Below are 22,881 nucleotides of genomic sequence, written 5' to 3' on the forward strand. Positions count from 1 at the left end.
ACGCTACGCTCTTGCTTCAACGCCCGCTGCGGTTGAAGGCGCAATCGATTCGTTATAAGGAAAGATCATGCAAAGCCATTCGGGAAATGAACATAACGCTTTGAATCAGCGTCTGACCCTGCTGTTGATGGCCAGGGACCAGCCAGACTTCCTGCGCCGCGCCTTGAAGTATTACAGCGAGTTTCCGTGCAACCTGATAGTGGTCGATGCATCGGCCCAGCCTGATGCGGAAATTGCCGCGAGCGCTGGCTTGCATTACCTGCAGAGTGACGCGCTGGTCAATGCCAGCCTTGGCGTCAGGGTCGCAGAGGGGCTCAAACAGGTGACCACACCCTTCGTGGTCCAGGCTCCGGTCGACAGTTTTTTGCTGCCTGATGCACTGCGCGCAGCGCTGAGCTTTCTCGAGGCCAACCCGACATACGGTGCCTGTCAGGGCTACAGCCTGAGCTATCAGGCGCAGGTCGGCCAGGTGGATTATTTCCGCCGCGATCGCAAAACCTGCGAAGACTATGCCGCAGATGATGCGGGCGAGCGGGTTCTGGGTTTCATGAGCGAAAGTCTGTCGCTGCTCAGCGCAGTGACGCGCACGGAACTGGCGCAGCAGTGGTTCACCTCGGTTGCCGATGACACCGAGCCGCACTGGCAGGAAATCGGCCACATGAACTACCTGGTTGCTGCGGCCCGCCTGCGCATCCTGCCAATCCCTTATGCACTGCACTTCACCTCGGGCAAGCAGGTCGAGCTACGTCACGGCACCGCCATTGCCGCAGCCGTCAGACACACTGATCCCAAAGCCAGGGCCGCCCGCGACGCATTCGCCGAAAAACTGGTCGCGCTGCTCGGCGAAGGCTCGGGCTTCGAAGGCGCACAGGGCCTGCAAAAGATCCAGGCTGGCCTTGCAGTCATGGGCGAATGCCTTAAGACCCAGGCTTTCCAGGGCGATGAGAAAATCATCAGCGCGGTGTGGAATGTCGGCCTTGAGCAATCGGACGCGCTGTTCGAGCCTCGTCAGTTTGTCGAAATGCCGTTCTACAACCAGGCGTTGTTCGATGAGCTGGCCAAAATCGAATTCCTGATCCACATCATGCCAGCGGGTCGTTTGCAGCTGGAAGGGCTGGAAGCGGTGCTGCTCAAGCAGGCTGAATTGTTGCGCGAGCAGAGCAACCCGGATGCTGAAGCGCGCATCAGCCGCCTGTGGTATGCCTACGAAACCTACGCTTTTAACCTGGGTGTCGTGCAGAGCCTGATCGCGGAGTTGATCAGCGGCAAAGGCAAGGACAGTGAAAAGCAGATCGAAATGGTTTCGGCCTGGAGCCAGCGTCTGCAGGCGGCATCCGGTTTCGACAACGGTCGGCTGTTCGATGGCATGGCTTCCGGTCGACTGCTCAACTGGCTCGATTCGCGCGATCCGGCGCCTGAGGCCCTCAAGCAGATCAGCGACAGGCTCGCCAGCAAACCGGCCGGGTCGCAGATCGGTATCTTGCTGCTGGACCTGGACGCGGACGTCTTCAAGCTGCAGGCCACGTTCGACAGCCTGATCAACAGTCACTACAAGGCCTTCAGGGTGGTGGTGTTCACCACCGGGGAATTGCCAGCGGTGACCACGCTGCACAATACCCTGCACTTTGTGAAAGTCACCGAAAGCAACTACGTCGACAAGATCAACCAGGTCGTCAAGCAGTCACCCAGCGACTGGCTGATGCTGGCACGGGCCGGCGAAGAGTTCACCCGCAGCGGTCTGCTGCTGGCCAGCGCCGAGCTGATCGATGCGGCGCAATGCCGGGCTGTTGCCGTGGACGAGATTCAGCGTCAAGCCAATGGCACACTGACCCCGGTGTTCCGTCCCGGCTTCAACCTTGATCTGCTGCAAAGCCTGCCGGCATTGATGGCTCGTCACTGGCTGGTGCGCCGTGAGTTGCTGGTCGAGGCGGGTGGTTACTCGCGCGAGTTTCCCGAGGCGCTGGAATTCGATCTGTTGCTGCGTCTGATCGAGCAGGGCGGCATGAGCGGTCTGGCCCATCTCAGCGAACCGTTGCTGATCTGTGATGCGCCCGAACTGAAAGACAATCCGGACGAACAGAAAGCGCTCAAGCGCCATCTTGGCAAGCGCGGTTATCAGGCGGAAGTCAGCTCGGCGCAGCCTGGCACCTACAAGATCGATTATCGCCACGCCCATCGGCCGGTGGTTTCGATCCTGCTGCACAGCCAGGACAACCTGCCCGAATTGCAGCGCTGCCTGCAAAGCATTCTGCAACGCACCCGCTATCAGCGTTATGAAGTGCTGATCGGTGACAACGCCAGCACCTCTGCCGAACTGTCGACCTGGCTTGACCGGCAGGAGCAGGTGTCGGGTCGCGTGCGGGTGTTCCGTGCCGAACAGCGCATGAGCCCTGCGGCCCTGCGCAATCTGATCAGCCAGGAAGCCGGTGGCGAATACCTGATCCTGCTGGATGCCGAAAGTCAGATCGTCAATGTCGGCTGGATCGAATCACTGCTCAACCAGGCGCAGCGCCCGGAAGTGGGCGTAGTAGGCGCCAAGCTGGTGAATGGCGAAGGCGCAGTGACTCAGGCCGGTCTGGTGCTGGGACTGAATGGCGGCGTGGGTTCGGGGTTTGTCGGCGAGCCGAAGACCGCCACCGGCTACATGCAGCGCCTGGTGGTCGAGCAGAACTACTCTGCCGTGTCATCGGCCTGTCTGATGATTGCCAAGGAGCTGTACAACGCTGTGGGCGGTCTGGATGAAGATCTATTCGCCGAAGCGCTTGCCGATGTCGACCTTTGCCTCAAGGCTGCGCAGGCCGGCTACCTGACGGTATGGACGCCGCATGTGCAGGTGGTGCATTCCGGTGTGGTGCATGCCCCGCAGCAGGCGCGCGAAGCATTGATGGACAAGTGGTCAGCGCAGTTCGCACAGGATGAGGCCTACAACGCCAATCTGGATCTCGACGGCAAGGGTTTCACTCTGGCCGGCTGAGTCGTCCGCCCTCGTAAAACCGGCTGCTTCGCGGCCGGTTCGCTGCCTTGAAGGCTTCCTCGCAGAGAGCCGTCGGCAAGGATCAAGTGCCTGTTCCCTCGACGCAAATTATCGTAAAGCATGCAGACGGGAGTGACCTGCGGGTCATAACGTGCATCTCCACTGTATTGTTTTACAGGGAGCGACATGCGCCTGACTTGCTTTAACCTGCCAAGCGCCCTGAAAATGTCCGTAAATCACTCCTATTCGGTAGCGCTCCGATTTCATCGGGACGAAAAATGACCTGTTTACTCATCGGGAAGCCATGATGATTGGCATTAAAAGCATAGCGAGTTACGTGCCTGTTGCAGGTGTCGATAACTACGCTCAAGGCGCCAAATTCGGCAAGGATGAAGAATTCATCCTTGGGAAGATCGGCTCCACCTTTCTGCCGCGCAAAGACGCCGGCCAGGAAACCTCGGATCTGTGCGTTGAGGCAGCCAATACGCTGTTTGCCAATAACCCGCAGCTCAAGCGCGAAAGTATCGATGTGCTGATCGTCGTCACCCAGAATGGCGACGAGGAAGGGCTGCCGCACACCGCGGCCATCGTTCAGGACAAGCTGGGGCTGTCGACCAACGTTGCTGCATTCGACATTTCGCTGGGCTGTTCCGGCTATGTGTACGGCATCTATGCGATCAAGGGCTTCATGGAAGCGGCAGGCTTGAAAAACGGCCTGTTGATCACTGCCGATCCGTACTCGAAAATTGTCGACCCGGAAGACCGCAATACCACCATGCTGTTCGGTGATGCTGCGACGGCCACCTGGATGGGCGAGGGGGCCGAATGGCAGCTGGGCAAGGCGAAATTCGGTACCGATGGTTCCGGTGCGCCACATCTCAAGGTCAGCAACGGCATTTTCTTCATGAACGGTCGCCAGGTGTTCAACTTCGCACTGTTGAAAGTGCCAGCGCATCTGCACGAGCTATTGGCCGAGTCTGATTTGACCCCTGACGACGTCGATGCCTTCTGTATTCACCAGGGCAGTGCGGCGATCGTCGATGCGGTCGCGCGGCGCTTTGAAGACAAGCCCGAGAAGTTTCTCAAGGACATGGTCGAAACCGGCAATACCGTGTCATCCAGCATTCCGCTGCTGATCGAAAAGCACGTGCTCGGCTCTTCATGGACGCGCGTCGCCTTGAGTGGTTTTGGTGTGGGGCTTTCCTGGGGCTCTGCAATTATCTATAAAGGCTGAGTTTACTTCGCCTGACAAAGAACGCCTGCGGATAAATCCCCAGGCGTTTTTAAATTAAATAGTGATCCACGTCACACTTTTAACTTCGTGGCACAACGCGCTCACCTGTCGCCACTTCTGACTGTCATGAATTTCTCTCTGTTGCTTCGCGGGTTTATGCCCCCAAACCCTTGTTTTATAAGGGGTGTCACGGTGATGGCAAAATATTAAAAAAAAACACTCAAGCAACCTGCCATCGCGACGATAACTATTACGAAGGTTCTCTAGGCACACCCGGCGCTTGCAGGGGCCGGAAGCCACGTAGTACCAAACCAACGAGGAATTCATCATGGCTTTAACAGTAAACACCAACGTAGCATCGTTGAACGTCCAGAAGAACCTGGGTCGCGCTTCCGACGCCCTTTCGACCTCGATGACTCGTCTGTCTTCCGGTCTGAAAATCAACAGCGCCAAAGACGACGCTGCTGGCCTGAACATCGCCACCAAGATCAACTCGCAGATCAAAGGTCAGACCATGGCGATCAAAAACGCCAACGACGGTATGTCCATTGCTCAGACCGCTGAAGGCGCGCTGCAAGAGTCGACCAACATTCTGCAGCGTATGCGTGAACTGGCTGTTCAGTCGCGAAACGACAGCAACAGCGCTACTGACCGCGTTGCACTGAACAAAGAATTCACCCAGATGAGTTCTGAGCTGACCCGTATCGCCAACAGCACCAACCTGAACGGCAAAAACCTGATCGACGGTTCTGCCAGCACCATGACTTTCCAGGTTGGCTCCAACTCCGGCTCCGCGAACCAGATCACTCTGACTCTGAGCGCCAGCTTTGATGCAAACACCCTGGGTGTCGGTTCGGCAATCACCATCGTCGGTTCCGACAGTGCTGCTGCAGAGACCAACTTCTCTGCTGCAATGGCCGCTATCGACTCGGCTCTGCAGACCATCAACAACACGCGTTCTGATCTCGGTGCTGCACAAAACCGTCTGACCAGCACCATCTCCAACCTGCAGAACATCAACGAAAACGCCAGTGCTGCACTGGGTCGTATCCAGGATACCGACTTCGCTGCTGAAACTGCACAGCTGACCAAGCAACAGACTCTGCAACAGGCTTCCACCTCTGTTCTGGCTCAGGCTAACCAGCTGCCATCCGCTGTACTGAAACTGCTTCAGTAATATCAGCGTGAGTTTTAGCGGGGGAGTACTTAACGGTGCTCTCTCGCTTTTTTACTTTCTGAGGTGATGGTCATGGATATGAGTGTGAAGTTGAACGTGACTTATCCGGCCGTTCAACCGGCGAGTCAGGCCCCTGTGCCGGACGCGTCCGTTGACAAGCCTGCCGATAAGGCGCCCGTCGAGCGTGTTGCCGCCACGGCTGAAAGTAAAGGCTCCGGTCTGCACAAGGATGATTCCAAGGACGATGCCAAAGTCAAGGCAGCCGCCGAGGACATCCAGAAGTTCTTTCACGAGGTCAAGCGCAATCTCGAGTTTTCGATCGACGAAGATTCTGGCAAAGTCATTGTCAAAGTGATTGCAAGCGATTCCGGTGAAGTAGTACGACAGATTCCCAATGCAGAAATCCTGAAGCTGGCCGATAGCCTGAGTGATGCGAACAGTTTGTTGTTCCGCGCCAAGGCCTGATCGCCGGTACGGTATGTGTTGTCGGGTCATTCGCCTTTTGAAAGGGCGGCGAACCCCGCAGCATTCTTGAAGGGAGAAGCACCATGGCAAGTCCGATTACATCTTCAACAGGCGTGGGTTCGGGTCTGGCAATTTCCGCCATCGTCGAAGGTCTTGTCGGTGCTGAAAAAGCGCCCAAGCAAAACCAGATCGACAAGCAGAGCGCCTCCACGACTGCATCCCTGTCGGGTGTCAGCCAGTTGACGTCTGCACTGGCTGCTTTCCAGAAAACACTGGACACTCTCGCCAGTTCCACCACACCTGCTTTCCAGGGCTTTGCTGCCACGTCTGCCAATGAAGCGGTGGTCAAGGCCACTGCGGGCAACACGGCAGTCAATGGCACCTATGCGATTAATATAAGCCAGTTGGCAACACCTTCGAAGGTGGCTACCGCCGCGCTGGACTCGACGCAGTCGAGTGCTATTCCGAGTGGTACGCTGAAAATCACTCAAAATGGCACTGATTACAACGTGGCGATCGACAAGACCTCGACGCTGCAGGAAGTGCGCGACAAGATCAACTCGACGCTGCAGGGTAAAGGCATCACCGCCAACATCATCAACGACAACAACGGTTCCAGGCTGGTGTTCAGTTCGACGACCACCGGCAAGGGCAGTGACATTTCGGTGACGGGTGCTTCCGGCCAGGAAGCACTTAACATCGATGGCACCAAGTTGATGAGTGAATCCAGTACTGGCACTGATGCCAATGGAAACGCCATTCCTGGCGCCGGTGCGATTACCGCTGTCGCCAAGGACGCCGCATTCACGGTCGATGGCCTGAGTCTGACCAGCAAGACCAATACCGTGAGCACGGCCATTTCCGGTCTGACATTCGAGCTGGTCGCGCCCAGCGCTTCTTCTGCTGCTTCGGCATCGACCACGGTCACGGTCGCCACCAACACCGATGGTCTGAAAACCTCATTGCAGTCGTTTGTCGACTCTTACAACACGCTGGTTTCACTGGTGTCCTCGTTGACCAAGGGCACTGTCGACAGTGAGGGTAAATACACTGCCGCTGCATTGACCGGCGACTCCACCCCGCGTGCGCTGTTGGCAACGATACGCGACCAGATTTCCACTGCCACGTCGAATGCCGGTTTGAGTTCCCTGGCGCAATTGGGGATCAAAACTCAGCAGGCTGACGGCAAGTTGTCGTTGAACACCACCGAATTGACTACAGCGTTGAGCGACAAGAAGCTGGGCAGCCAGATTCAGGCGATGTTCACCGGTGTGACCAGCGCTGACGGCACGACCTCGGGTGGCTTGATCGCACGCTTGAACACTGCGCTTGAACCCTATACGAAAGCCGACGGCGTTCTGGCTGGCAAGACCACCAGCCTCAATAAAGTGCAGACTCGACTGGCCAGTGATCAGGAGGCGCTCAACCGTCGTATTACCACGTTGACGGCAACCCTCACCAAGAAATACAACGCAATGGACTTGGTCGTCGGGCAGTTAAAGGCAACGGCTTCAAGCATTACTTCGATTTTTGAAGCGATGAACGCCCAGAAAAACGCCTCGTAAAAAAACGAGTGTGGAAGTATCAGCAACCCGACTCTGTGTCGGGTTTCTGCTTTTGGGCTAAAGTTTCTGCGCACTGCGTCGATAGCTTGAGTATCAGTATTCTGGATTTGTTACGAGGCCCCTTATGAATCCGATGTTAGCGTTGCGGCAGTATCAGAAGATCGGCTCCCAGGCTCAGACCTCAGAGGCCAGCCCTCATCGTCTGGTGCAAATGTTGATGGAAGGTGGCCTCGACCGCATCGCTCAGGCCAAGGGCGCCATGGCGCGCAGGGACGTCGCTAACAAGGGCGTACTCATCAGCAAGGCCATCGACATTGTGGGCGGTCTGCGTGAGGGGCTGGATCTGGAAAATTCACCCAGTGACACGCTGCTCAGGCAGGACAGCCTGTATCACTACATGATGACGCGCCTGGCGGAAGCCAACGCTCGCAATGATCAGAAGATACTCGATGAAGTCGCTGGCCTGTTGATCACCGTCAAGGAAGGCTGGGATGCAATCGGTACCATGCAATAACCCGCTGTTCCGAGGAGAATAAAAATGAGTGCTGCGCTCAAGCGTATCGAAGAAACCCGGGAAGCCTTGGTAGGGGCACTGGCCGAGCGTGACTGGGAGGCTATCGTCAAGCTTGACCTGGCGTGTCGCGAGTGTGTTGACGCGGTGGTGAGCGAAGCGCCCGATGACGAACCTGCTCTGCGCAGCAACCTTGAGGAGTTATTGGGGGTCTATCGGCAATTGATTGATGTTGCCACCGGCGAGCGTCAAGCGGTTGTCGAAGAAATGACTCAAATCCAGAATGCGAAGAGTGCTACGAAGGTATACCATCTGTTCGGTTAATGTTTAATTGTCATTTTTATTGTTCGACAAGAATTTCGCCATAAATTTGACTGTGTTCGTTTTTTTGACTTAACTAGTGATGTTTACTATTTTCTGGCGTCTCAAGGTTTATACATCTGAGAAGCCAAGCTGCCCCCCAATCATGGGCATTAAGTTGACTAGGGAAGTTGCTATTGCATGTGGCGTGAAATCAAGATTCTGCTAATCGATGACGATAGCCAGCGCCGCCGGGATCTGGCGGTGATCCTGAATTTTCTTGGCGAAGAAAATCTCTCCTGTTCCAGTCAGGACTGGCAGCAGGTGGTCGGCTCTCTGGCGTCTCCACGAGAAGTACTGTGCGTACTGGTCGGCAGCGTAAACGCGCCGGGCAGCCTGCAAGGGCTCCTTAAGACCATCGCGGCATGGGATGAGTTCCTTCCTGTGCTGCTGATGAGTGAAAATTCCTCTGTCGAATTGCCCGAGGATTTGCGCAGGCGAGTGCTCTCCGCACTCGAAATGCCACCCAGCTACAGCAAGCTGCTCGATTCGCTGCACCGTGCCCAGGTCTACCGCGAGATGTACGACCAGGCTCGCGAGCGCGGCCGTCATCGTGAACCGAACCTGTTTCGCAGTCTGGTAGGTACCAGCCGCGCGATTCAGCACGTGCGGCAGATGATGCAGCAGGTCGCTGACACCGACGCCAGCGTACTGATCCTTGGTGAGTCGGGGACGGGCAAGGAAGTGGTTGCGCGTAACCTGCACTACCACTCCAAGCGCCGAGATGCGCCGTTCGTGCCGGTCAACTGCGGTGCCATTCCGGCCGAACTGCTCGAAAGCGAGCTGTTCGGACACGAGAAGGGCGCGTTTACCGGCGCGATCACCAGCCGTGCCGGCCGCTTCGAGCTGGCCAACGGCGGCACCTTGTTCCTTGACGAAATCGGCGACATGCCGCTGCCGATGCAGGTCAAGCTGCTGCGCGTCTTGCAGGAGCGCACGTTCGAGCGTGTGGGCAGCAACAAGACGCAGAGCATCGATGTGCGCATCATCGCCGCAACGCACAAGAATCTCGAGACCATGATCGAGCTGGGCAGCTTCCGCGAAGATCTTTACTACCGTCTCAACGTGTTCCCGATCGAGATGGCGCCGTTGCGTGAGCGTGTCGAAGACATCCCGCTGCTCATGAACGAATTGATTTCGCGTATGGAGCACGAGAAGCGCGGTTCGATTCGCTTCAACTCCGCAGCCATCATGTCGCTGTGTCGCCATGCCTGGCCGGGCAACGTCCGTGAGCTGGCCAACCTGGTCGAGCGCATGGCGATCATGCATCCGTATGGTGTGATTGGTGTAGCCGAGCTGCCAAAGAAGTTTCGCTACGTCGACGACGAAGACGAGCAGATGGTCGACAGCTTGCGCAGCGAGATCGAAGAGCGTGTGGCGATCAACAGCAATACGCCGAACTTCGCTTCCGGCGCGATGCTGCCGCCTGAAGGGCTCGATCTGAAAGACTACCTCGGTGGTCTGGAGCAGGGCCTTATTCAGCAGGCGCTGGACGATGCCAACGGTATCGTTGCTCGCGCTGCGGAGCGCCTGCGCATTCGTCGGACCACGCTGGTCGAGAAGATGCGCAAGTACGGTATGAGTCGTCGTGAGGGCGATGAACAGGCAGATGATTGACGCCGGTTTTTTGTGCCAAAAACCAAGCCCCTGATTTTTCAGGGGTTTTTTTTAGGCACGGGGATTGCTAAGTCTCTCTTAACACACCGTTTACTGACGGTTCGCCACGAGAGAGATGAATCATGTCCCAGGCCGCCCAACTGACTTCCGCCCTATCTGTTCAGGCTCAGTACTCCCCGGAACTGGAAAGTCGTCAGGGGCTTGAGCAGGCATTCTCGCTGTTCAATCAAATGTCGGCGCAACTGACCGACTCCTACGGCTTGCTTGAAGCGCGCGTCACTGAGCTCAAGGGCGAACTGGCTCATGCCGGTGCCCAGCGCCTTCAGGAGCTGGCGGAAAAAGAACGCCTGGCCAACCGACTGCAGAATCTGCTCGATCTGCTGCCCGGCGGGGTGATCGTCATTGATGGCATGGGCGTCGTGCGCGAAGCCAATCCGGCGGCCATCGATCTGCTTGGGCAGCCGCTGTTGGGGATGCTCTGGCGTCATGTGATCAGCCGCTGTTTTGCACCCCGTGAAGATGATGGCCACGAAGTCTCGCTCAAGGATGGCCGCAGGCTTTCCATTGCCACGCGTTCGCTGGATGCCGAGCCAGGGCAGCTGGTGCTGCTCAATGACCTGACCGAAACCCGTCATCTTCAGGAACAGCTGGCTCGTCACGAGCGCCTGTCGTCACTGGGCCGTATGGTCGCTTCTCTGGCGCATCAGATTCGTACACCGTTATCCGCTGCCATGATCTACGCCAGCCATTTGACCGAGCAGGAACTTCCGGTGGAAACCCAGCAGCGTTTCGCTGCGCGGCTCAAGGATCGTTTGCATGAGCTGGAGCATCAGGTTCGCGACATGCTGGTGTTCGCCCGGGGCGAGCTGCCGTTGACGGATCGTCTGGCGCCCGGTGCTCTGTTTCAGGCGCTGCAAAATGCTGCTGCGACGCATGTTCAGGGCGTGTCGGTACGCTGGCAGTGCGACAGCATCGATGGCGAGCTGCTGTGCAATCGCGACACATTGGTCGGCGCACTGCTCAATCTGATTGAAAACGCTGTCCAGGCCAGCGCTGGCCGGACACTGCTGAAGATTCACGCCTACAGTCGCGGCAATGTGCTGCGGATCTGCTTCAGCGATAACGGCAGCGGCATTGACAAGGCCGGTCTGGCGCGCATCGGTGAGCCGTTCTTTACCACCAAGACCACCGGCACAGGGCTTGGTCTGGCCGTGGTAACTGCGGTGTCGCGTGCGCATCAGGGGCGCGTGCATTATTTGTCGCGGGTTGGCCGTGGTACCTGCGCCATTATCAGTCTGCCATTGATCCCGGCTTCCAGTTCGACAGGTAATAACTGATGCCGATCAATGTGCTGCTGGTCGAGGATGACCGTTCGCTCCGCGAAGCGCTTGGGGAAACCCTTGAGCTGGCCGGTTATGGCTATCAGGCGGTCGGTTCCGCCGAAGAGGCGCTGGTGGCCGCCGAGGCGCGGCCCTTCAGTCTGGTGATCAGTGACGTCAACATGCCGGGCATGGACGGTCACCAGTTGCTGAGTCTTTTGCGCAGCCGGCATCCGCAATTGCCGGTGTTGCTGATGACTGCGCATGGCGCAGTCGAGCGCGCGGTCGAGGCCATGCGTCAGGGGGCTGCGGATTACCTGGTCAAGCCATTCGAGCCCAAGGCGCTGATCGCGCTGGTTGGGCGGCACGCACTGGGTCGTCTGGAGCCTGCCGAGCGCGATGGGCCGATTGCTGTCGAGCCCGCCAGTATCCAGTTGCTGAACCTGGCCAGCCGCGTGGCGAAAAGCGATTCCACCGTGCTGATCTCCGGCGAGTCCGGGACCGGTAAAGAGGTTTTGGCGCGTTTCATTCATCAAAACTCGCCCCGTGCCGATAAACCTTTTATTGCGATCAACTGTGCAGCGATTCCGGACAATATGCTGGAAGCCACGTTATTCGGCCATGAAAAGGGTTCGTTTACCGGCGCCATTGCGGCGCAGGCTGGCAAGTTCGAGCAGGCGGACGGCGGGACAATCCTGCTGGACGAGATTTCCGAAATGCCTCTGGGGCTGCAAGCCAAATTGCTGCGTGTGTTGCAGGAACGCGAAGTCGAGCGCGTCGGTGCGCGCAAACCGATCCTTCTGGACATTCGCGTCGTGGCGACCACCAACCGCGATCTGGCGGGTGAGGTGGCGGCGGGGCGTTTCCGTGAAGATCTGTTTTATCGCCTGTCGGTATTTCCACTGGCATGGCAGGCGTTGCGTCAAAGGACTGCCGATATTCTGCCATTGGCCGAGCGGCTTCTGGCCAAGCACGTCAATAAAATGAAGCATGCGCCGGTGCGTCTTTCCGCCGAAGCGCAACAGTGTCTGGTGAGCTATCCATGGCCCGGAAATGTCCGGGAGCTGGATAACGCCGTGCAGCGGGCCTTGATTCTGCAGCAGGGCGGGGTGATTCAGGCGCAGGATTTCTGTCTGTCCGGGCCGGTCACCAGCCTGCCTGTTGCTGCGCCTGTCGAGGCGGCAGCGGCTGTGACTGGCACTGTCGTGGCGGAGAATGCAGGTACCGGCGTCAGCCCGGAATCGGTCGGCGCGCTGGGCGATGACCTCAGGCGTCACGAGTTTCAAATGATCATCGACACCCTGCGTTCTGAACGGGGACGTCGCAAGGAGGCTGCGGAACGCCTGGGTATCAGCCCGCGTACATTGCGTTACAAGCTGGCGCAGATGCGTGACGCCGGAATGGATGTGGAGGCCTATCTGTTTGCCACATGAGCAACGCACAGTGATTGCCGTTCCCGATCGGCGGTCCCTGAATATTTTTGCTGTGATGCAAGCCTGAAATTAAACCCGGCGTCCCGTGAATACGGGCGGTCCGGCGCGACCTCGTGTCAAGCGACATGATGCACTCATCTGGTGTGGCAAATAGCCGCCATCTAGCTGGCATCGTTGTTGCTATACCTTCTGTACCCGCTGAATCAGTGTCAAAAATTTGCGGGCCTTACGAGAGATATGTCCATGAGCCAAGGTGTTGAATTTAATCGCTTGATGTTGGATATGCGGGCCATGCAGATGGACGCGATGTCTGCGCCCAAGCCCGTGTCCGGTGCGCAGGAAGCCGGTGCCAGCAGCTTCGCTGACATGCTTGGTCAGGCCGTCAACAAGGTCGCGCAGACCCAGCAGGCTTCCAGCCAGTTGGCCAATGCATTCGAAATCGGCAAGAGCGGCGTGGATCTGACCGACGTCATGATTTCGTCGCAGAAAGCCAGCGTGTCTTTTCAGGCGTTGACCCAGGTACGTAACAAGCTGGTTCAAGCTTACCAAGACATCATGCAGATGCCGGTTTAAGGGACGTACTGAGTCATGGCTGAAGCAGCTGCCGATACCGTTCCTGCAAGAGCGGGCGCTTCCGAAAGAAAACCGTTGTTCGGTATGTCTTTTCTGGAAAATCTTTCCGAAATGACCATGCTGCGTCAGATCGGCCTCATGGTCGGTCTTGCCGCGAGCGTGGCCATCGGCTTCGCCGTGGTGCTCTGGTCCCAGCAGCCTGACTATCGTCCGCTTTATGGCAGTCTGGCGGGCATGGACAGCAAGCAGATCATGGACACCCTGACTGCAGCGAACATCAACTACACCGTCGAGCCGAACTCCGGTGCGCTGTTGGTGAAGTCCGATGATGTGCAGCGTGCGCGCATCCAACTGGCTCAGGCGGGTGTGGTACAGAACGACGCCAACATCGGTTTCGAAATCCTCGACAAGGATCAGGGGCTGGGCACCAGTCAGTTCATGGAAGCCACGCGTTATCGTCGTGGCCTGGAAGGCGAGCTGGCGCGTACCATTTCTGCGTTGAACAACGTCAAGGGTGCCCGCGTGCACCTGGCGATTCCGAAAAGCTCGGTATTCGTCCGTGATGACCGCAAGCCAAGCGCTTCGGTACTGGTCGAGCTGTACGCCGGTCGTTCGCTGGAGCCGAGTCAGGTCATGGCCATCATCAATCTGGTGGCCACCAGTGTTCCCGAGCTCAGCAAGTCGCAGATTACCGTCGTTGACCAGAAGGGGGCTCTGCTTTCCGATCAGGCGGAAAACTCCGAGCTGACAATGGCCGGCAAGCAATTCGACTACAGCCGTCGCATGGAAAGCATGCTCACCCAGCGCGTGCAGAACATTCTGCAGCCGATTCTGGGCAATGACCGCTATAAGGCCGAGGTCTCGGCAGTGGTTGATTTCAGCGCTGTCGAATCGACCGCCGAAAGCTTCAACCCTGATCAACCTGCCTTGCGCAGCGAGCAGTCGGTCAATGAACAACGTTCCAGCAGCTCAAGCTCGGGCGGCGTTCCGGGGGCGCTGAGCAATCAGCCGCCCGGCCCGGCGACGGCTCCGCAGACTGCAGGCGGTGGTGCAGCCGGTGCAGCCGGCCCTATCGCTCCAGGCCAACCCCTGCTGGATGCCAATGGTCAGCAGATCATGGACCCGGCAACCGGTCAGCCCGCGTTGGCGCCATACCCGGCCGACAAGCGCGTGCAGTCGACCAAGAACTTCGAGCTTGACCGTTCCATCAGTCACACCAAGCAGCAACAGGGCCGTCTGACCCGCCTTTCGGTTGCGGTAGTGGTCGATGACATGGTCAAGACCAACGCGGCCAATGGCGAAGTCACCCGTGCTCCATGGAGCGCGGCGGATCTCGCTCGCTTCACACGGCTGGTACAGGATGCCGTCGGTTTCGACGCCAGCCGCGGCGACAGCGTCAGCGTGATCAACGTGCCGTTCTCCAGCGAACGCGCTGAAGTGCTGCCTGAAGCGTCGTTCTATTCGCAACCCTGGTTCTGGGACATCGTCAAGCAGGCTGTTGGCGTGATCTTCATCCTGATCCTGGTGTTCGGTGTACTGCGCCCGGTGTTGAACAACATCACCAATGGCAAGCGCAAGGAATTGGCAGGTTTCGGCGGCGACGCCGAACTGGGTGGCATGGGCGGTCTGGACGGCGAATTGTCCAACGATCGCGTAAGTCTGGGTGGCCCGCAGAGCATTCTGCTGCCAAGCCCGACCGAAGGCTATGACGCACAGCTGAATGCAATCAAGAGTTTGGTGGCTGAGGATCCTGGCCGTGTGGCTCAGGTTGTGAAAGAGTGGATCAACACTGATGAATGAACGAGCCATGGTAGCCAAACTCTCCAAAGTTGAAAAAGCGGCTGTACTGTTGCTCTCGCTGGGCGAAACCGATGCGGCTCAGGTGCTCCGGCACATGGGCCCCAAGGAAGTCCAGAAAGTGGGTGTGGCGATGGCGCAGATGCGCAACGTGCATCGCGAGCAGGTCGAAGAGGTCATGAGCGAATTCGTCGACATCGTCGGCGATCAGACCAGCCTTGGCGTCGGTTCCGACGGCTATATCCGCAAGATGCTGACCCAGGCACTGGGCGAGGACAAGGCCAACGGCCTGATCGACCGGATTCTGCTGGGTGGCAATACCAGCGGGCTGGACAGCCTCAAGTGGATGGAGCCGCGTGCGGTCGCCGACGTGATCCGTTTCGAACACCCTCAGATTCAGGCCATCGTGGTCGCCTATCTCGATGCCGACCAGGCGGGCGAGGTGCTTGGGCATTTCGATCACAAGGTGCGCCTCGATATCATCCTGCGCGTGTCTTCGCTCAACACCGTACAGCCAGCCGCTCTCAAGGAATTGAACCAGATTCTCGAGAAGCAGTTCTCCGGTAACGCCAACACGTCGCGTACCACACTGGGCGGTATCAAACGTGCGGCCGATATCATGAACTTTCTCGACAGCTCGATCGAAGGTTCGCTCATGGACTCGATCCGCGAGGTCGACGAAGACCTGTCGGTGCAGATCGAAGACCTCATGTTCGTCTTCAACAATCTTTCCGACGTGGACGATCGCGGTATCCAGGCGCTGCTGCGCGAAGTATCCTCGGACGTGCTGGTACTGGCGCTCAAGGGCTCCGACGAAGCAATCAAGGAAAAAATCTTCAAGAACATGTCCAAGCGTGCCTCCGAGCTGCTCCGCGACGACCTGGAAGCAAAAGGTCCGGTGCGTGTCAGCGATGTGGAAACCGCCCAGAAAGAAATCCTCACCATTGCACGTCGTATGGCCGAGGCCGGCGAGATCGTACTCGGTGGCAAGGGTGGCGAGGAAATGATCTAAGGATTCAGCCGACTCATGTCCAGTTCCAATAAAGAATCGGCCAGCGACCTCATTCGCGCCAAGGACGCCGGGTTACTCGACATCTGGGCGCTGCCCAGCTTCGATCCGCACGTGGAGCCAGAACCAGAACCGGAGCCCGAGCTGGTCGACGAACCGGCCGAGATGGAAGAAGTGCCGCTGGAGGAAGTCCAGCCACTGACTCTGGAAGAGCTGGAAAGTATTCGCCAGGAGGCCTGGAACGAAGGCTTCGCCACCGGTGAAAAGGAAGGTTTTCACAGTACTCAGCTAAAAGTGCGTCAGGAAGCGGAGGTCGTTCTTGCGGCAAAAGTCGCCAGCCTGGAACAGCTGATGGGTAACCTGCTGACACCCATCGCCGAGCAGGACACTCAGATCGAAAAGGCCGTCATTCTCCTGGTCGAGCACATCGCGCGTCAGGTTATCCAGCGTGAACTGGTCACAGATTCTGCGCAGATTGCCAGCGTCCTGCGCGATGCCCTCAAGCTATTACCGATGGGCGCGCAGAATGTGCGAATTTTCATAAACCCTCAGGACTTTCTGCTGGTCAAGGCCATGCGCGAACGTCATGAGGAGTCGTGGAAGATCGTCGAAGACGAAGACTTGCTGCCGGGCGGTTGCCGTATCGAAACCGAGCATAGCCGCATCGATGCCAGCGTCGAAACACGCATCGCCCTGGCAATTTCCAAGATGCACGACCAGTTGCATGAACAGGTAACCCATCCTGCGGCAGCCGATCTGAGCGTCGATCTGGATGCCTCGCCAGGCAATGCAGCCAATGTTGACGAATCCGACGCGGATACCCTCGATGCGCCTTGAACGCACCAGTTTCGCCAAGCGCCTCGGTTCCTATGCCGAGTCGATCAGTTTGCCTGCCCAACCCGTAGTGGAAGGCCGCCTTTTGCGCATGGTAGGCCTGACGCTTGAGGCTGAGGGGCTGCGCGCGGCAATGGGCAGCCGCTGTGTGGTCATCAATGACGACAGCCATCATCCGGTTGAAGTCGAAGCCGAAGTGATGGGTTTTTCCGGTAGCAAGGTGTTTCTGATGCCGGTCGGCAGCGTGGCGGGCATCGCGCCTGGCGCGCGGGTCGTACCGCTGGCCGACACCGGTCGCCTGCCGATGGGCATGAGCATGCTGGGCCGGGTGCTCGATGGTGCCGGTCGCCCGCTGGATGGTCGCTCGCCGATCAAGGCCGAAGACTGGGTGCCGATGGATGGCCCGACCATCAACCCGCTCAAGCGCGACCCCATCAGCCAGCCACTGGATGTCGGCATTCGCTGCATCAACGGTTTATTGACGGTTGGCCGCGGTCAGCGTCTCGGGCTGTTTGCCGGTACGGGCGTGGGCAAGAGTGTGCTGCTCGGCATGATGACGCGCTTCACCGAGGCAGACATCATCGTCGTCGGCCTGATCGGTGAGCGGGGCCGTGAGGTCAAGGAGTTCATCGAGCACATTCTCGGCGAAGAGGGCCTGAAACGTTCGGTGGTGGTCGCCTCGCCAGCCGATGACGCGCCTCTGATGCGCTTGCGAGCAGCGATGTATTGCACGCGAATCGCCGAATACTTTCGTGACAAGGGCAAGAATGTCCTGTTGCTGATGGACTCCCTGACCCGTTTTGCTCAGGCTCAGCGGGAAATCGCACTGGCCATTGGCGAGCCGCCGGCCACCAAGGGCTATCCGCCTTCGGTGTTCGCCCGCTTGCCCAAACTGGTCGAACGCGCCGGCAATGCCGAGGCGGGTGGTGGTTCGATCACCGCGTTTTACACGGTGCTGTCGGAGGGTGATGACCAGCAGGACCCGATTGCCGACTCGGCGCGTGGCGTACTCGACGGTCACATCGTGTTGTCCCGGCGCCTGGCCGAAGAGGGGCATTACCCGGCCATCGACATCGAAGCGTCCATCAGCCGGGTCATGCCCGCCGTGGTCAGCCCCGAGCACATGGCGCGTGCGCAGCATTTCAAACAGTTGTGGTCACGCTACCAGCAGACTCGCGACCTCATCAGCGTGGGGGCCTACGTAGCAGGCGGCGATCGCGAAACGGATATGGCCATTGCGCTGCATCCGGTACTGGTGCGCTACCAGCGTCAGGGCCTGCGTGACAACGAAAGCATACAAGGCAGCAGCGAGGCGCTGGCGTCGATCTTCGCACCAGCGCCTGGCGGCTGATAATCCATGGCCCAGAGTCGAGCGGCGCGTCTGGCGCCAGTGGTCGAGATGGCAGAAGCTGCCGAGCGAACCGCCGCCCAGCGCCTTGGGCACTTCCAGGGGCAGGTCAATCTTGCCAACAACAAGCTGCAGGAGCTTGACCAGTTTCGCCAGGATTATCAGCAGCAATGGTTGCAGCGCGGCAGTGCCGGGGTTTCCGGGCAATGGCTGCTGGGTTATCAGCGCTTTCTCAGTCAGCTCGATGTCGCCGTTGCCCAGCAATACAAAAGTCTCGAATGGCACAAAGCCAATCTGGATCGGGCGCGCAGCGCCTGGCAGGATTGCTACGCGCGGGTAGAGGGCTTGCGCAAGCTGGTGCAGCGCTACATGGACGAGGCGCGCAGGCTGGAGGATAAGCGCGAGCAGAAACTGCTCGACGAGTTATCGCAGCGCCTGCCGCGCCATGAACAATTCTGACGTTTGACTCAATCAGACCGCAGTGATCTCTCTGGCTGGTCTACGCTATCAATGTCTCGGTGATGAAACACCTCGAGGTTCCCATGACTGTCACTTCCGAACGTTCTGCCGATGGCCAGACGCTGACCCTTTTTATCGAAGGACGCTTCGATTTCAATTCCCATCAGGCGTTTCGCGCTGCCTATGAGGACTATCCGCAGTCGCTGAATTACGTGGTCGACCTGCGCGGTACTCATTACCTGGACAGCTCTGCGCTGGGGATGCTGTTACTGCTGCGCGATCACGCCGGGGGTGACAAGGCATTGGTGCGCCTGGTCAACTGCACGCCCGATGTGCTGAAGATTCTGGCCATTTCCAATTTCTCGAAGCTGTTCGAATTGAGCATACCCAGTGCAACCAGCCCTGAAAAAACTGTGCATTCTGATCGCTGACGACAGCGCCAGTGACCGGCTTCTGCTTTCAACTATCGTAGCGCGGCAGGGGCACCGGGTTCTTAGCGCTGCCAATGGTGTCGAAGCGGTCGCCATCTTCAAGGCTGAAAGCCCGCAGTTGATTCTGATGGACGCCATGATGCCGGTCATGGATGGCTTCGAAGCGGCGCGAAGGATCAAGGCATTGACCGGCGAATCGCTGGTGCCGATCATCTTCCTCACCTCGCTCACCGAAGGCGAAGCGCTTGCACGTTGCCTGGACGCCGGTGGCGACGATTTCATGTCCAAGCCTTACAACCCGCTGGTACTGGCCGCCAAGCTCAACGCCATGAACCGTCTGCGGGTATTGCACGAAACTGTCCGCCAGCAGCGTGACCAGATCGCAAGGCACCATGAGTATCTGCTCAATGAGCAGCGTGTCGCCAAGGCGGTGTTCGATCAGATCGCCCACGCCGGTTGCCTGGGGGCGAGCAATATCCGCTACCTGCAGTCCCCCTACGCACTGTTCAACGGCGACCTGATGCTGGCCGCCTACACACCCGCCGGGCACATGCAGGTGCTGCTCGGGGATTTCACCGGACATGGCTTGCCGGCTGCGGTGGGTGCGATGCCACTTGCAGAAGTGTTCTACGGCATGACGGCCAAGGGCTATGGCCTGGTTGAAATCCTCCGTGAAATGAACGCCAAGCTCAAACGCATCCTCCCGGTCGATATGTTTTGTTGTGCGACGCTGCTGTGTATCAATCTGCCGCAGCGGCAGGTCGAGGTCTGGAGCGGTGGCCTGCCCGACGGCTACCTGTTGCGCGGCGCGCAGGGCGAGCATGTGCCGCTGGCCTCGAATCATCTGCCATTGGGCGTATTGAGCGTCGATGCCTTCGACGCGCGCACCGACGTGTATCCGTTGGCGCCGGGTGACCGCATATTTCTGCTGTCCGACGGCGTGCTTGATACCAGTAACAGTCAGGAAGAGCTGTTCGGCGCGCAACGTCTGCGACAGGTTCTGTCTGCCAATCGCGAGCCGCACTTGCTGATCGAGGAGATCCTCGTGGCGCTCAACGAGTTTGGCGGCAAGGCGCGTGACGATGTCAGCCTGCTGGAGGTCAGCGCTGTCGAGGCGCCGCTGGAAAATTTGCCTGTCATGATGTATTCGGACAGCGGCGCCTCCAGCCCGCTGGACTGGTCGGCCAGTTTCGAGTTTCGTGCCTCGACGCTCAAGCGTTTCAACCCTCTGCCTTATGTCCTGCAATTGCTGCTGGAGGTACATGGCCTGCGTGATCAGGGTGCCGCACTGCACATGGTGCTCGGCGAGCTGTACAGCAATGCGCTGGAGCACGGTGTGCTAGGGTTGGATTCGGCGCTCAAGCACGATGCAACGGGGTTCGCGCTCTATTATCAGCAGCGGGCAGAGCGTCTCGACAGGCTGCAGTCAGGCTTCATCCGGGTGAGCCTGCAGGTCGAAGCGGTCGAGCAGGGCGGTCGGCTGACCCTCAGTGTCGAGGACAGCGGCCAGGGTTTCGATGTGGAAAAGACCCGGACGCTGACGCCTGCCAGCAATGAACTGTATGGTCGCGGGCTGCATCTGGTCTGTGAATTGAGTCGCGAGGCCAGGTGGTCCAGGGATGGCAGGACCGCCTGCGTGGAATTTTGCTGGGAGGGAGTGGCATAATCCCCGCCTGGAGTCTTGATCAAGGAGTGAACAAGTGTCGATTCATCTGGATTACAGCGTTTTGACTGCCTTGCAGGAGGTCATGGAGGACGAATATCCAACCTTGCTGGATGTTTTTCTCAGGGATTCCGAGCAGCGTATCGCGCAGTTGCGTCTGGCTGTCGGGTCGCGCAATCCTGATTTCCAGGAACTGAGCCTTAACGCTCACAGTTTCAAGGGCAGCAGCAGCAACATGGGCGCCTTGCAGCTTTCCGAGCTATGTCGCCAGCTCGAGGAGCAAGCCCGCCAGCAGCAGTTCGCAGGTCTGGCAGAATTGATTGGCACGATCGACAGCGAATACATGACGATTCGCGGGTTGTTCAATTCCGAGCGGCAGCTGTTCGTCAGCTGAGCCCTGAAGTCTCCCTCGATTCCCGTTATGGAGATCATTTAAAAATTGGCCCGCATATTGCTAACTACTCTGGTAAGGCGATAACCAGCAGCTGATGCGGAGACCGAAATGCCCCTTGCTACCAATGCGCTTCTTCAGGCCACAACCTCTGTGACCGCCAGGTCCGGTGTGGCCAACAACGCGGTCAAGTCTGCTGACAGCAGCAAGGACGGGGCCTCCAGCTTTTCCAATGTCTATGCAAAGCAGGCGAAAGACACCGTCCCTGCGCGTGACGATGCGCCCGTAAAACCAGCTCGCGACAAGACCGCGCCTGACAAGGACAAGGTTGCCGCTGGCAAGGACAAGCCTGCAAGCGATCAGACGAATGCCGCCGACAAGTCGAGCGTTGCCGATAGCGGCAATGATTTGCCAGCCAAGTCGGCAAGTGCGGATGATGACGCGGCGCATTCCGGCTCGAAGCAGGACGATGCGCAGGCCTCTGCCGATCCGGCGCTGACTGAGGGCCAGGCGGTCGTCGATCCGGCCCTTGACCCGGCATTGCAGGCAATGGCCGCACAGGCTCCCGCGGCGCCTGTAGCCAAGGCGCCACCAAGTGCGGAAGTTGTCACCGCACCAGTGGTCTCGGCGCTCACCACCGCTCAGGCGGCACCGCCAGTCGTGGCCGAAGACGCCTTCAATCCCGACGCCGATCCGCTGGACGGTCTGGATGCCGTGCAGTTGGCGCTGGAAAACGCCACTGCCAAGACTCAACTGGCTGCGCAGAACGCCCAGGCTGCCAACAAGGCGACGCCGAGCAACGCTGAAGCTGACCCCAATCAGAATATCGTCAATAACCTGTCGGTCCTGAGCGAGCAACTTCCCTCCGAAGGCAGCAGCACTGAAAGCAGTGACAAGTCGTTCAGCGGTTTGATCGGTGAGGGTCTGAAGGATGTCAAAGGCGCCGCCGGCGACACGCGCGTCGACAACTTTGCCGATCGCCTCGCTGCGCTCAGTCAGGCCGCGCAACCGGCACGCGCAGCGGCAGCACCTGCCGCGACCTTGATGAACCAGCCGTTGGCCATGCATCAAAGCGGCTGGACCGAAGGCATCGTCGACCGCGTCATGTACCTGTCGAGCCAGAATCTCAAGACCGCCGATATCAAGCTGGAACCTGCCGAACTCGGTCGTCTCGATATTCGTATCAACATGGCGCCTGAGCAGCAGACCCAGGTGACCTTCATGAGCGCCCATATGGGTGTACGTGATGCACTGGAAAGCCAGATGTCGAAGTTGCGTGAGTCGTTCGTGCAGCAGGGGCTTGGCAACGTCGACGTCAATGTTTCCGACCAGTCGCAACAGCAGGCCCAGCAACAGGCTCAGGAGCAGGCCAGCCGTGCCCAGCGCAGCGGTCGTGGCGGTGGCATGAGTTCCAGCGATACCTCCGATGAAATCGCAGGCGTCGATGCAGCCATTCCGGTCAGCCAGCCAGCGGCACGTGTGATCGGCACCAGTGAGATCGATTATTACGCGTGAGGCTCTTGAGTTGCATGGCAGCCGCGACGCGATGTCATGCATTGCATGAACTTGATGGCGCAGAAATGCTTTTTTAACGCGATGGCACAGACGACCCAGATTGCGACGTAAGTGACAGGGCGAAGTCGGGCCGGAAACGGAGTTGCGGGTTTTGCCTACTTTGGCCCCATCAAAGCAGGTCGCCGAGGGGCGAAAAGGTGACTTGA

20 protein-coding genes are annotated in these 22,881 nt (G+C 58.6%); all 20 read left to right on the forward strand.

All coding sequences use genetic code 11. The annotated features are described in order from the left end of the window. Positions 1-67 precede the first annotated feature (67 nt). Positions 68-2,974, forward strand: coding sequence for a TIGR00180 family glycosyltransferase (locus LCH65_RS05705; protein ID WP_058416896.1), 2,907 nt, complete (start codon positions 68-70; stop codon positions 2,972-2,974). Positions 2,975-3,281: 307 nt separating this feature from the next. After that, the gene (locus LCH65_RS05710) at positions 3,282-4,208 is read left to right on the forward strand and encodes a ketoacyl-ACP synthase III (protein WP_054081560.1); all 927 of its coding nucleotides are present in this window, start codon (positions 3,282-3,284) and stop codon (positions 4,206-4,208) included. A 328-nt stretch (positions 4,209-4,536) separates the two neighbouring features. Further along, complete coding sequence (locus LCH65_RS05715; protein WP_003370106.1) at positions 4,537-5,385, forward strand: flagellin domain-containing protein; 849 nt, start codon at positions 4,537-4,539, stop codon at positions 5,383-5,385. 72 nt (positions 5,386-5,457) lie between these two features. Beyond that, positions 5,458-5,850: a flagellar protein FlaG gene (locus LCH65_RS05720; RefSeq protein WP_003344024.1), complete on the forward strand. Its 393-nt coding sequence runs from the start codon at positions 5,458-5,460 to the stop codon at positions 5,848-5,850. An 83-nt stretch (positions 5,851-5,933) separates the two neighbouring features. After that, positions 5,934-7,415 (forward strand): flagellar filament capping protein FliD, encoded by a 1,482-nt coding sequence (fliD, locus tag LCH65_RS05725; RefSeq protein ID WP_226439220.1) that lies wholly within the window; start codon positions 5,934-5,936, stop codon positions 7,413-7,415. Positions 7,416-7,539: 124 nt separating this feature from the next. Continuing rightward, on the forward strand, positions 7,540-7,929 hold the full coding sequence (fliS, locus tag LCH65_RS05730) for a flagellar export chaperone FliS (protein WP_003370112.1): 390 nt from the start codon (positions 7,540-7,542) through the stop codon (positions 7,927-7,929). Positions 7,930-7,953: 24 nt separating this feature from the next. Continuing rightward, complete coding sequence (gene fliT, locus LCH65_RS05735; RefSeq protein ID WP_003370114.1) at positions 7,954-8,250, forward strand: flagellar protein FliT; 297 nt, start codon at positions 7,954-7,956, stop codon at positions 8,248-8,250. Positions 8,251-8,427: 177 nt separating this feature from the next. Continuing rightward, complete coding sequence (gene fleQ / locus LCH65_RS05740) at positions 8,428-9,903, forward strand: transcriptional regulator FleQ (RefSeq protein ID WP_058416897.1); 1,476 nt, start codon at positions 8,428-8,430, stop codon at positions 9,901-9,903. Positions 9,904-10,025: 122 nt separating this feature from the next. Continuing rightward, the gene (locus tag LCH65_RS05745; RefSeq protein WP_003370117.1) at positions 10,026-11,240 is read left to right on the forward strand and encodes an ATP-binding protein; all 1,215 of its coding nucleotides are present in this window, start codon (positions 10,026-10,028) and stop codon (positions 11,238-11,240) included. After that, positions 11,240-12,655, forward strand: coding sequence for a sigma-54 dependent transcriptional regulator (locus LCH65_RS05750; protein ID WP_058416898.1), 1,416 nt, complete (start codon positions 11,240-11,242; stop codon positions 12,653-12,655). The genes LCH65_RS05745 and LCH65_RS05750 overlap by 1 nt, the downstream gene beginning before the upstream one ends. A 243-nt stretch (positions 12,656-12,898) precedes the next feature. Then, positions 12,899-13,228, forward strand: coding sequence for a flagellar hook-basal body complex protein FliE (fliE, locus tag LCH65_RS05755; RefSeq protein ID WP_002554293.1), 330 nt, complete (start codon positions 12,899-12,901; stop codon positions 13,226-13,228). Between the two features lie 15 nt (positions 13,229-13,243). After that, positions 13,244-15,028 (forward strand): flagellar basal-body MS-ring/collar protein FliF, encoded by a 1,785-nt coding sequence (gene fliF, locus LCH65_RS05760; protein ID WP_003436100.1) that lies wholly within the window; start codon positions 13,244-13,246, stop codon positions 15,026-15,028. After that, the gene (fliG, locus tag LCH65_RS05765) at positions 15,021-16,037 is read left to right on the forward strand and encodes a flagellar motor switch protein FliG (protein WP_003316807.1); all 1,017 of its coding nucleotides are present in this window, start codon (positions 15,021-15,023) and stop codon (positions 16,035-16,037) included. Before fliF ends, fliG begins: the two co-directional genes overlap by 8 nt. Positions 16,038-16,052: 15 nt before the next feature. After that, positions 16,053-16,871 (forward strand): flagellar assembly protein FliH, encoded by an 819-nt coding sequence (gene fliH / locus LCH65_RS05770; RefSeq protein WP_044309029.1) that lies wholly within the window; start codon positions 16,053-16,055, stop codon positions 16,869-16,871. After that, positions 16,861-18,219, forward strand: coding sequence for a flagellar protein export ATPase FliI (gene fliI, locus LCH65_RS05775; protein WP_003370128.1), 1,359 nt, complete (start codon positions 16,861-16,863; stop codon positions 18,217-18,219). Before fliH ends, fliI begins: the two co-directional genes overlap by 11 nt. Before the next feature lie 6 nt (positions 18,220-18,225). Next, positions 18,226-18,675, forward strand: a complete 450-nt coding sequence (gene fliJ / locus LCH65_RS05780; protein WP_002554288.1) for a flagellar export protein FliJ — start codon at positions 18,226-18,228, stop codon at positions 18,673-18,675. Between the two features lie 83 nt (positions 18,676-18,758). Beyond that, on the forward strand, positions 18,759-19,106 hold the full coding sequence (locus LCH65_RS05785; RefSeq protein WP_003370131.1) for an STAS domain-containing protein: 348 nt from the start codon (positions 18,759-18,761) through the stop codon (positions 19,104-19,106). Beyond that, positions 19,066-20,772: a fused response regulator/phosphatase gene (locus tag LCH65_RS05790; RefSeq protein WP_003370133.1), complete on the forward strand. Its 1,707-nt coding sequence runs from the start codon at positions 19,066-19,068 to the stop codon at positions 20,770-20,772. Before LCH65_RS05785 ends, LCH65_RS05790 begins: the two co-directional genes overlap by 41 nt. A 34-nt stretch (positions 20,773-20,806) precedes the next feature. Then, the gene (locus LCH65_RS05795) at positions 20,807-21,163 is read left to right on the forward strand and encodes an Hpt domain-containing protein (protein WP_072366888.1); all 357 of its coding nucleotides are present in this window, start codon (positions 20,807-20,809) and stop codon (positions 21,161-21,163) included. A 108-nt stretch (positions 21,164-21,271) separates the two neighbouring features. Next, a complete protein-coding gene (locus LCH65_RS05800) occupies positions 21,272-22,675 on the forward strand; it encodes a flagellar hook-length control protein FliK (RefSeq protein ID WP_226439221.1) in 1,404 nt (467 codons plus the stop codon). Positions 22,676-22,881 lie beyond the last annotated feature (206 nt).

Origin of the sequence: Pseudomonas sp. MWU16-30316, assembly GCF_020515645.1 — a bacterium.
Classification (GTDB): Bacteria; Pseudomonadota; Gammaproteobacteria; order Pseudomonadales; family Pseudomonadaceae; genus Aquipseudomonas; species Aquipseudomonas cerasi.

What these genes read in the sequence shown, in the direction of transcription:
- LCH65_RS05705 (WP_058416896.1), top strand. Translation starts at nt 68, where the DNA reads ATGCAAAGCCATTCGGGAAATGAACATAACGCTTTGAATCAGCGTCTG.
- LCH65_RS05710 (WP_054081560.1), top strand. Translation starts at nt 3,282, where the DNA reads ATGATTGGCATTAAAAGCATAGCGAGTTACGTGCCTGTTGCAGGTGTC.
- LCH65_RS05715 (WP_003370106.1), top strand. Translation starts at nt 4,537, where the DNA reads ATGGCTTTAACAGTAAACACCAACGTAGCATCGTTGAACGTCCAGAAG.
- LCH65_RS05720 (WP_003344024.1), top strand. Translation starts at nt 5,458, where the DNA reads ATGGATATGAGTGTGAAGTTGAACGTGACTTATCCGGCCGTTCAACCG.
- fliD (WP_226439220.1), top strand. Translation starts at nt 5,934, where the DNA reads ATGGCAAGTCCGATTACATCTTCAACAGGCGTGGGTTCGGGTCTGGCA.
- fliS (WP_003370112.1), top strand. Translation starts at nt 7,540, where the DNA reads ATGAATCCGATGTTAGCGTTGCGGCAGTATCAGAAGATCGGCTCCCAG.
- fliT (WP_003370114.1), top strand. Translation starts at nt 7,954, where the DNA reads ATGAGTGCTGCGCTCAAGCGTATCGAAGAAACCCGGGAAGCCTTGGTA.
- fleQ (WP_058416897.1), top strand. Translation starts at nt 8,428, where the DNA reads ATGTGGCGTGAAATCAAGATTCTGCTAATCGATGACGATAGCCAGCGC.
- LCH65_RS05745 (WP_003370117.1), top strand. Translation starts at nt 10,026, where the DNA reads ATGTCCCAGGCCGCCCAACTGACTTCCGCCCTATCTGTTCAGGCTCAG.
- LCH65_RS05750 (WP_058416898.1), top strand. Translation starts at nt 11,240, where the DNA reads ATGCCGATCAATGTGCTGCTGGTCGAGGATGACCGTTCGCTCCGCGAA.
- fliE (WP_002554293.1), top strand. Translation starts at nt 12,899, where the DNA reads ATGAGCCAAGGTGTTGAATTTAATCGCTTGATGTTGGATATGCGGGCC.
- fliF (WP_003436100.1), top strand. Translation starts at nt 13,244, where the DNA reads ATGGCTGAAGCAGCTGCCGATACCGTTCCTGCAAGAGCGGGCGCTTCC.
- fliG (WP_003316807.1), top strand. Translation starts at nt 15,021, where the DNA reads ATGAATGAACGAGCCATGGTAGCCAAACTCTCCAAAGTTGAAAAAGCG.
- fliH (WP_044309029.1), top strand. Translation starts at nt 16,053, where the DNA reads ATGTCCAGTTCCAATAAAGAATCGGCCAGCGACCTCATTCGCGCCAAG.
- fliI (WP_003370128.1), top strand. Translation starts at nt 16,861, where the DNA reads ATGCGCCTTGAACGCACCAGTTTCGCCAAGCGCCTCGGTTCCTATGCC.
- fliJ (WP_002554288.1), top strand. Translation starts at nt 18,226, where the DNA reads ATGGCCCAGAGTCGAGCGGCGCGTCTGGCGCCAGTGGTCGAGATGGCA.
- LCH65_RS05785 (WP_003370131.1), top strand. Translation starts at nt 18,759, where the DNA reads ATGACTGTCACTTCCGAACGTTCTGCCGATGGCCAGACGCTGACCCTT.
- LCH65_RS05800 (WP_226439221.1), top strand. Translation starts at nt 21,272, where the DNA reads ATGCCCCTTGCTACCAATGCGCTTCTTCAGGCCACAACCTCTGTGACC.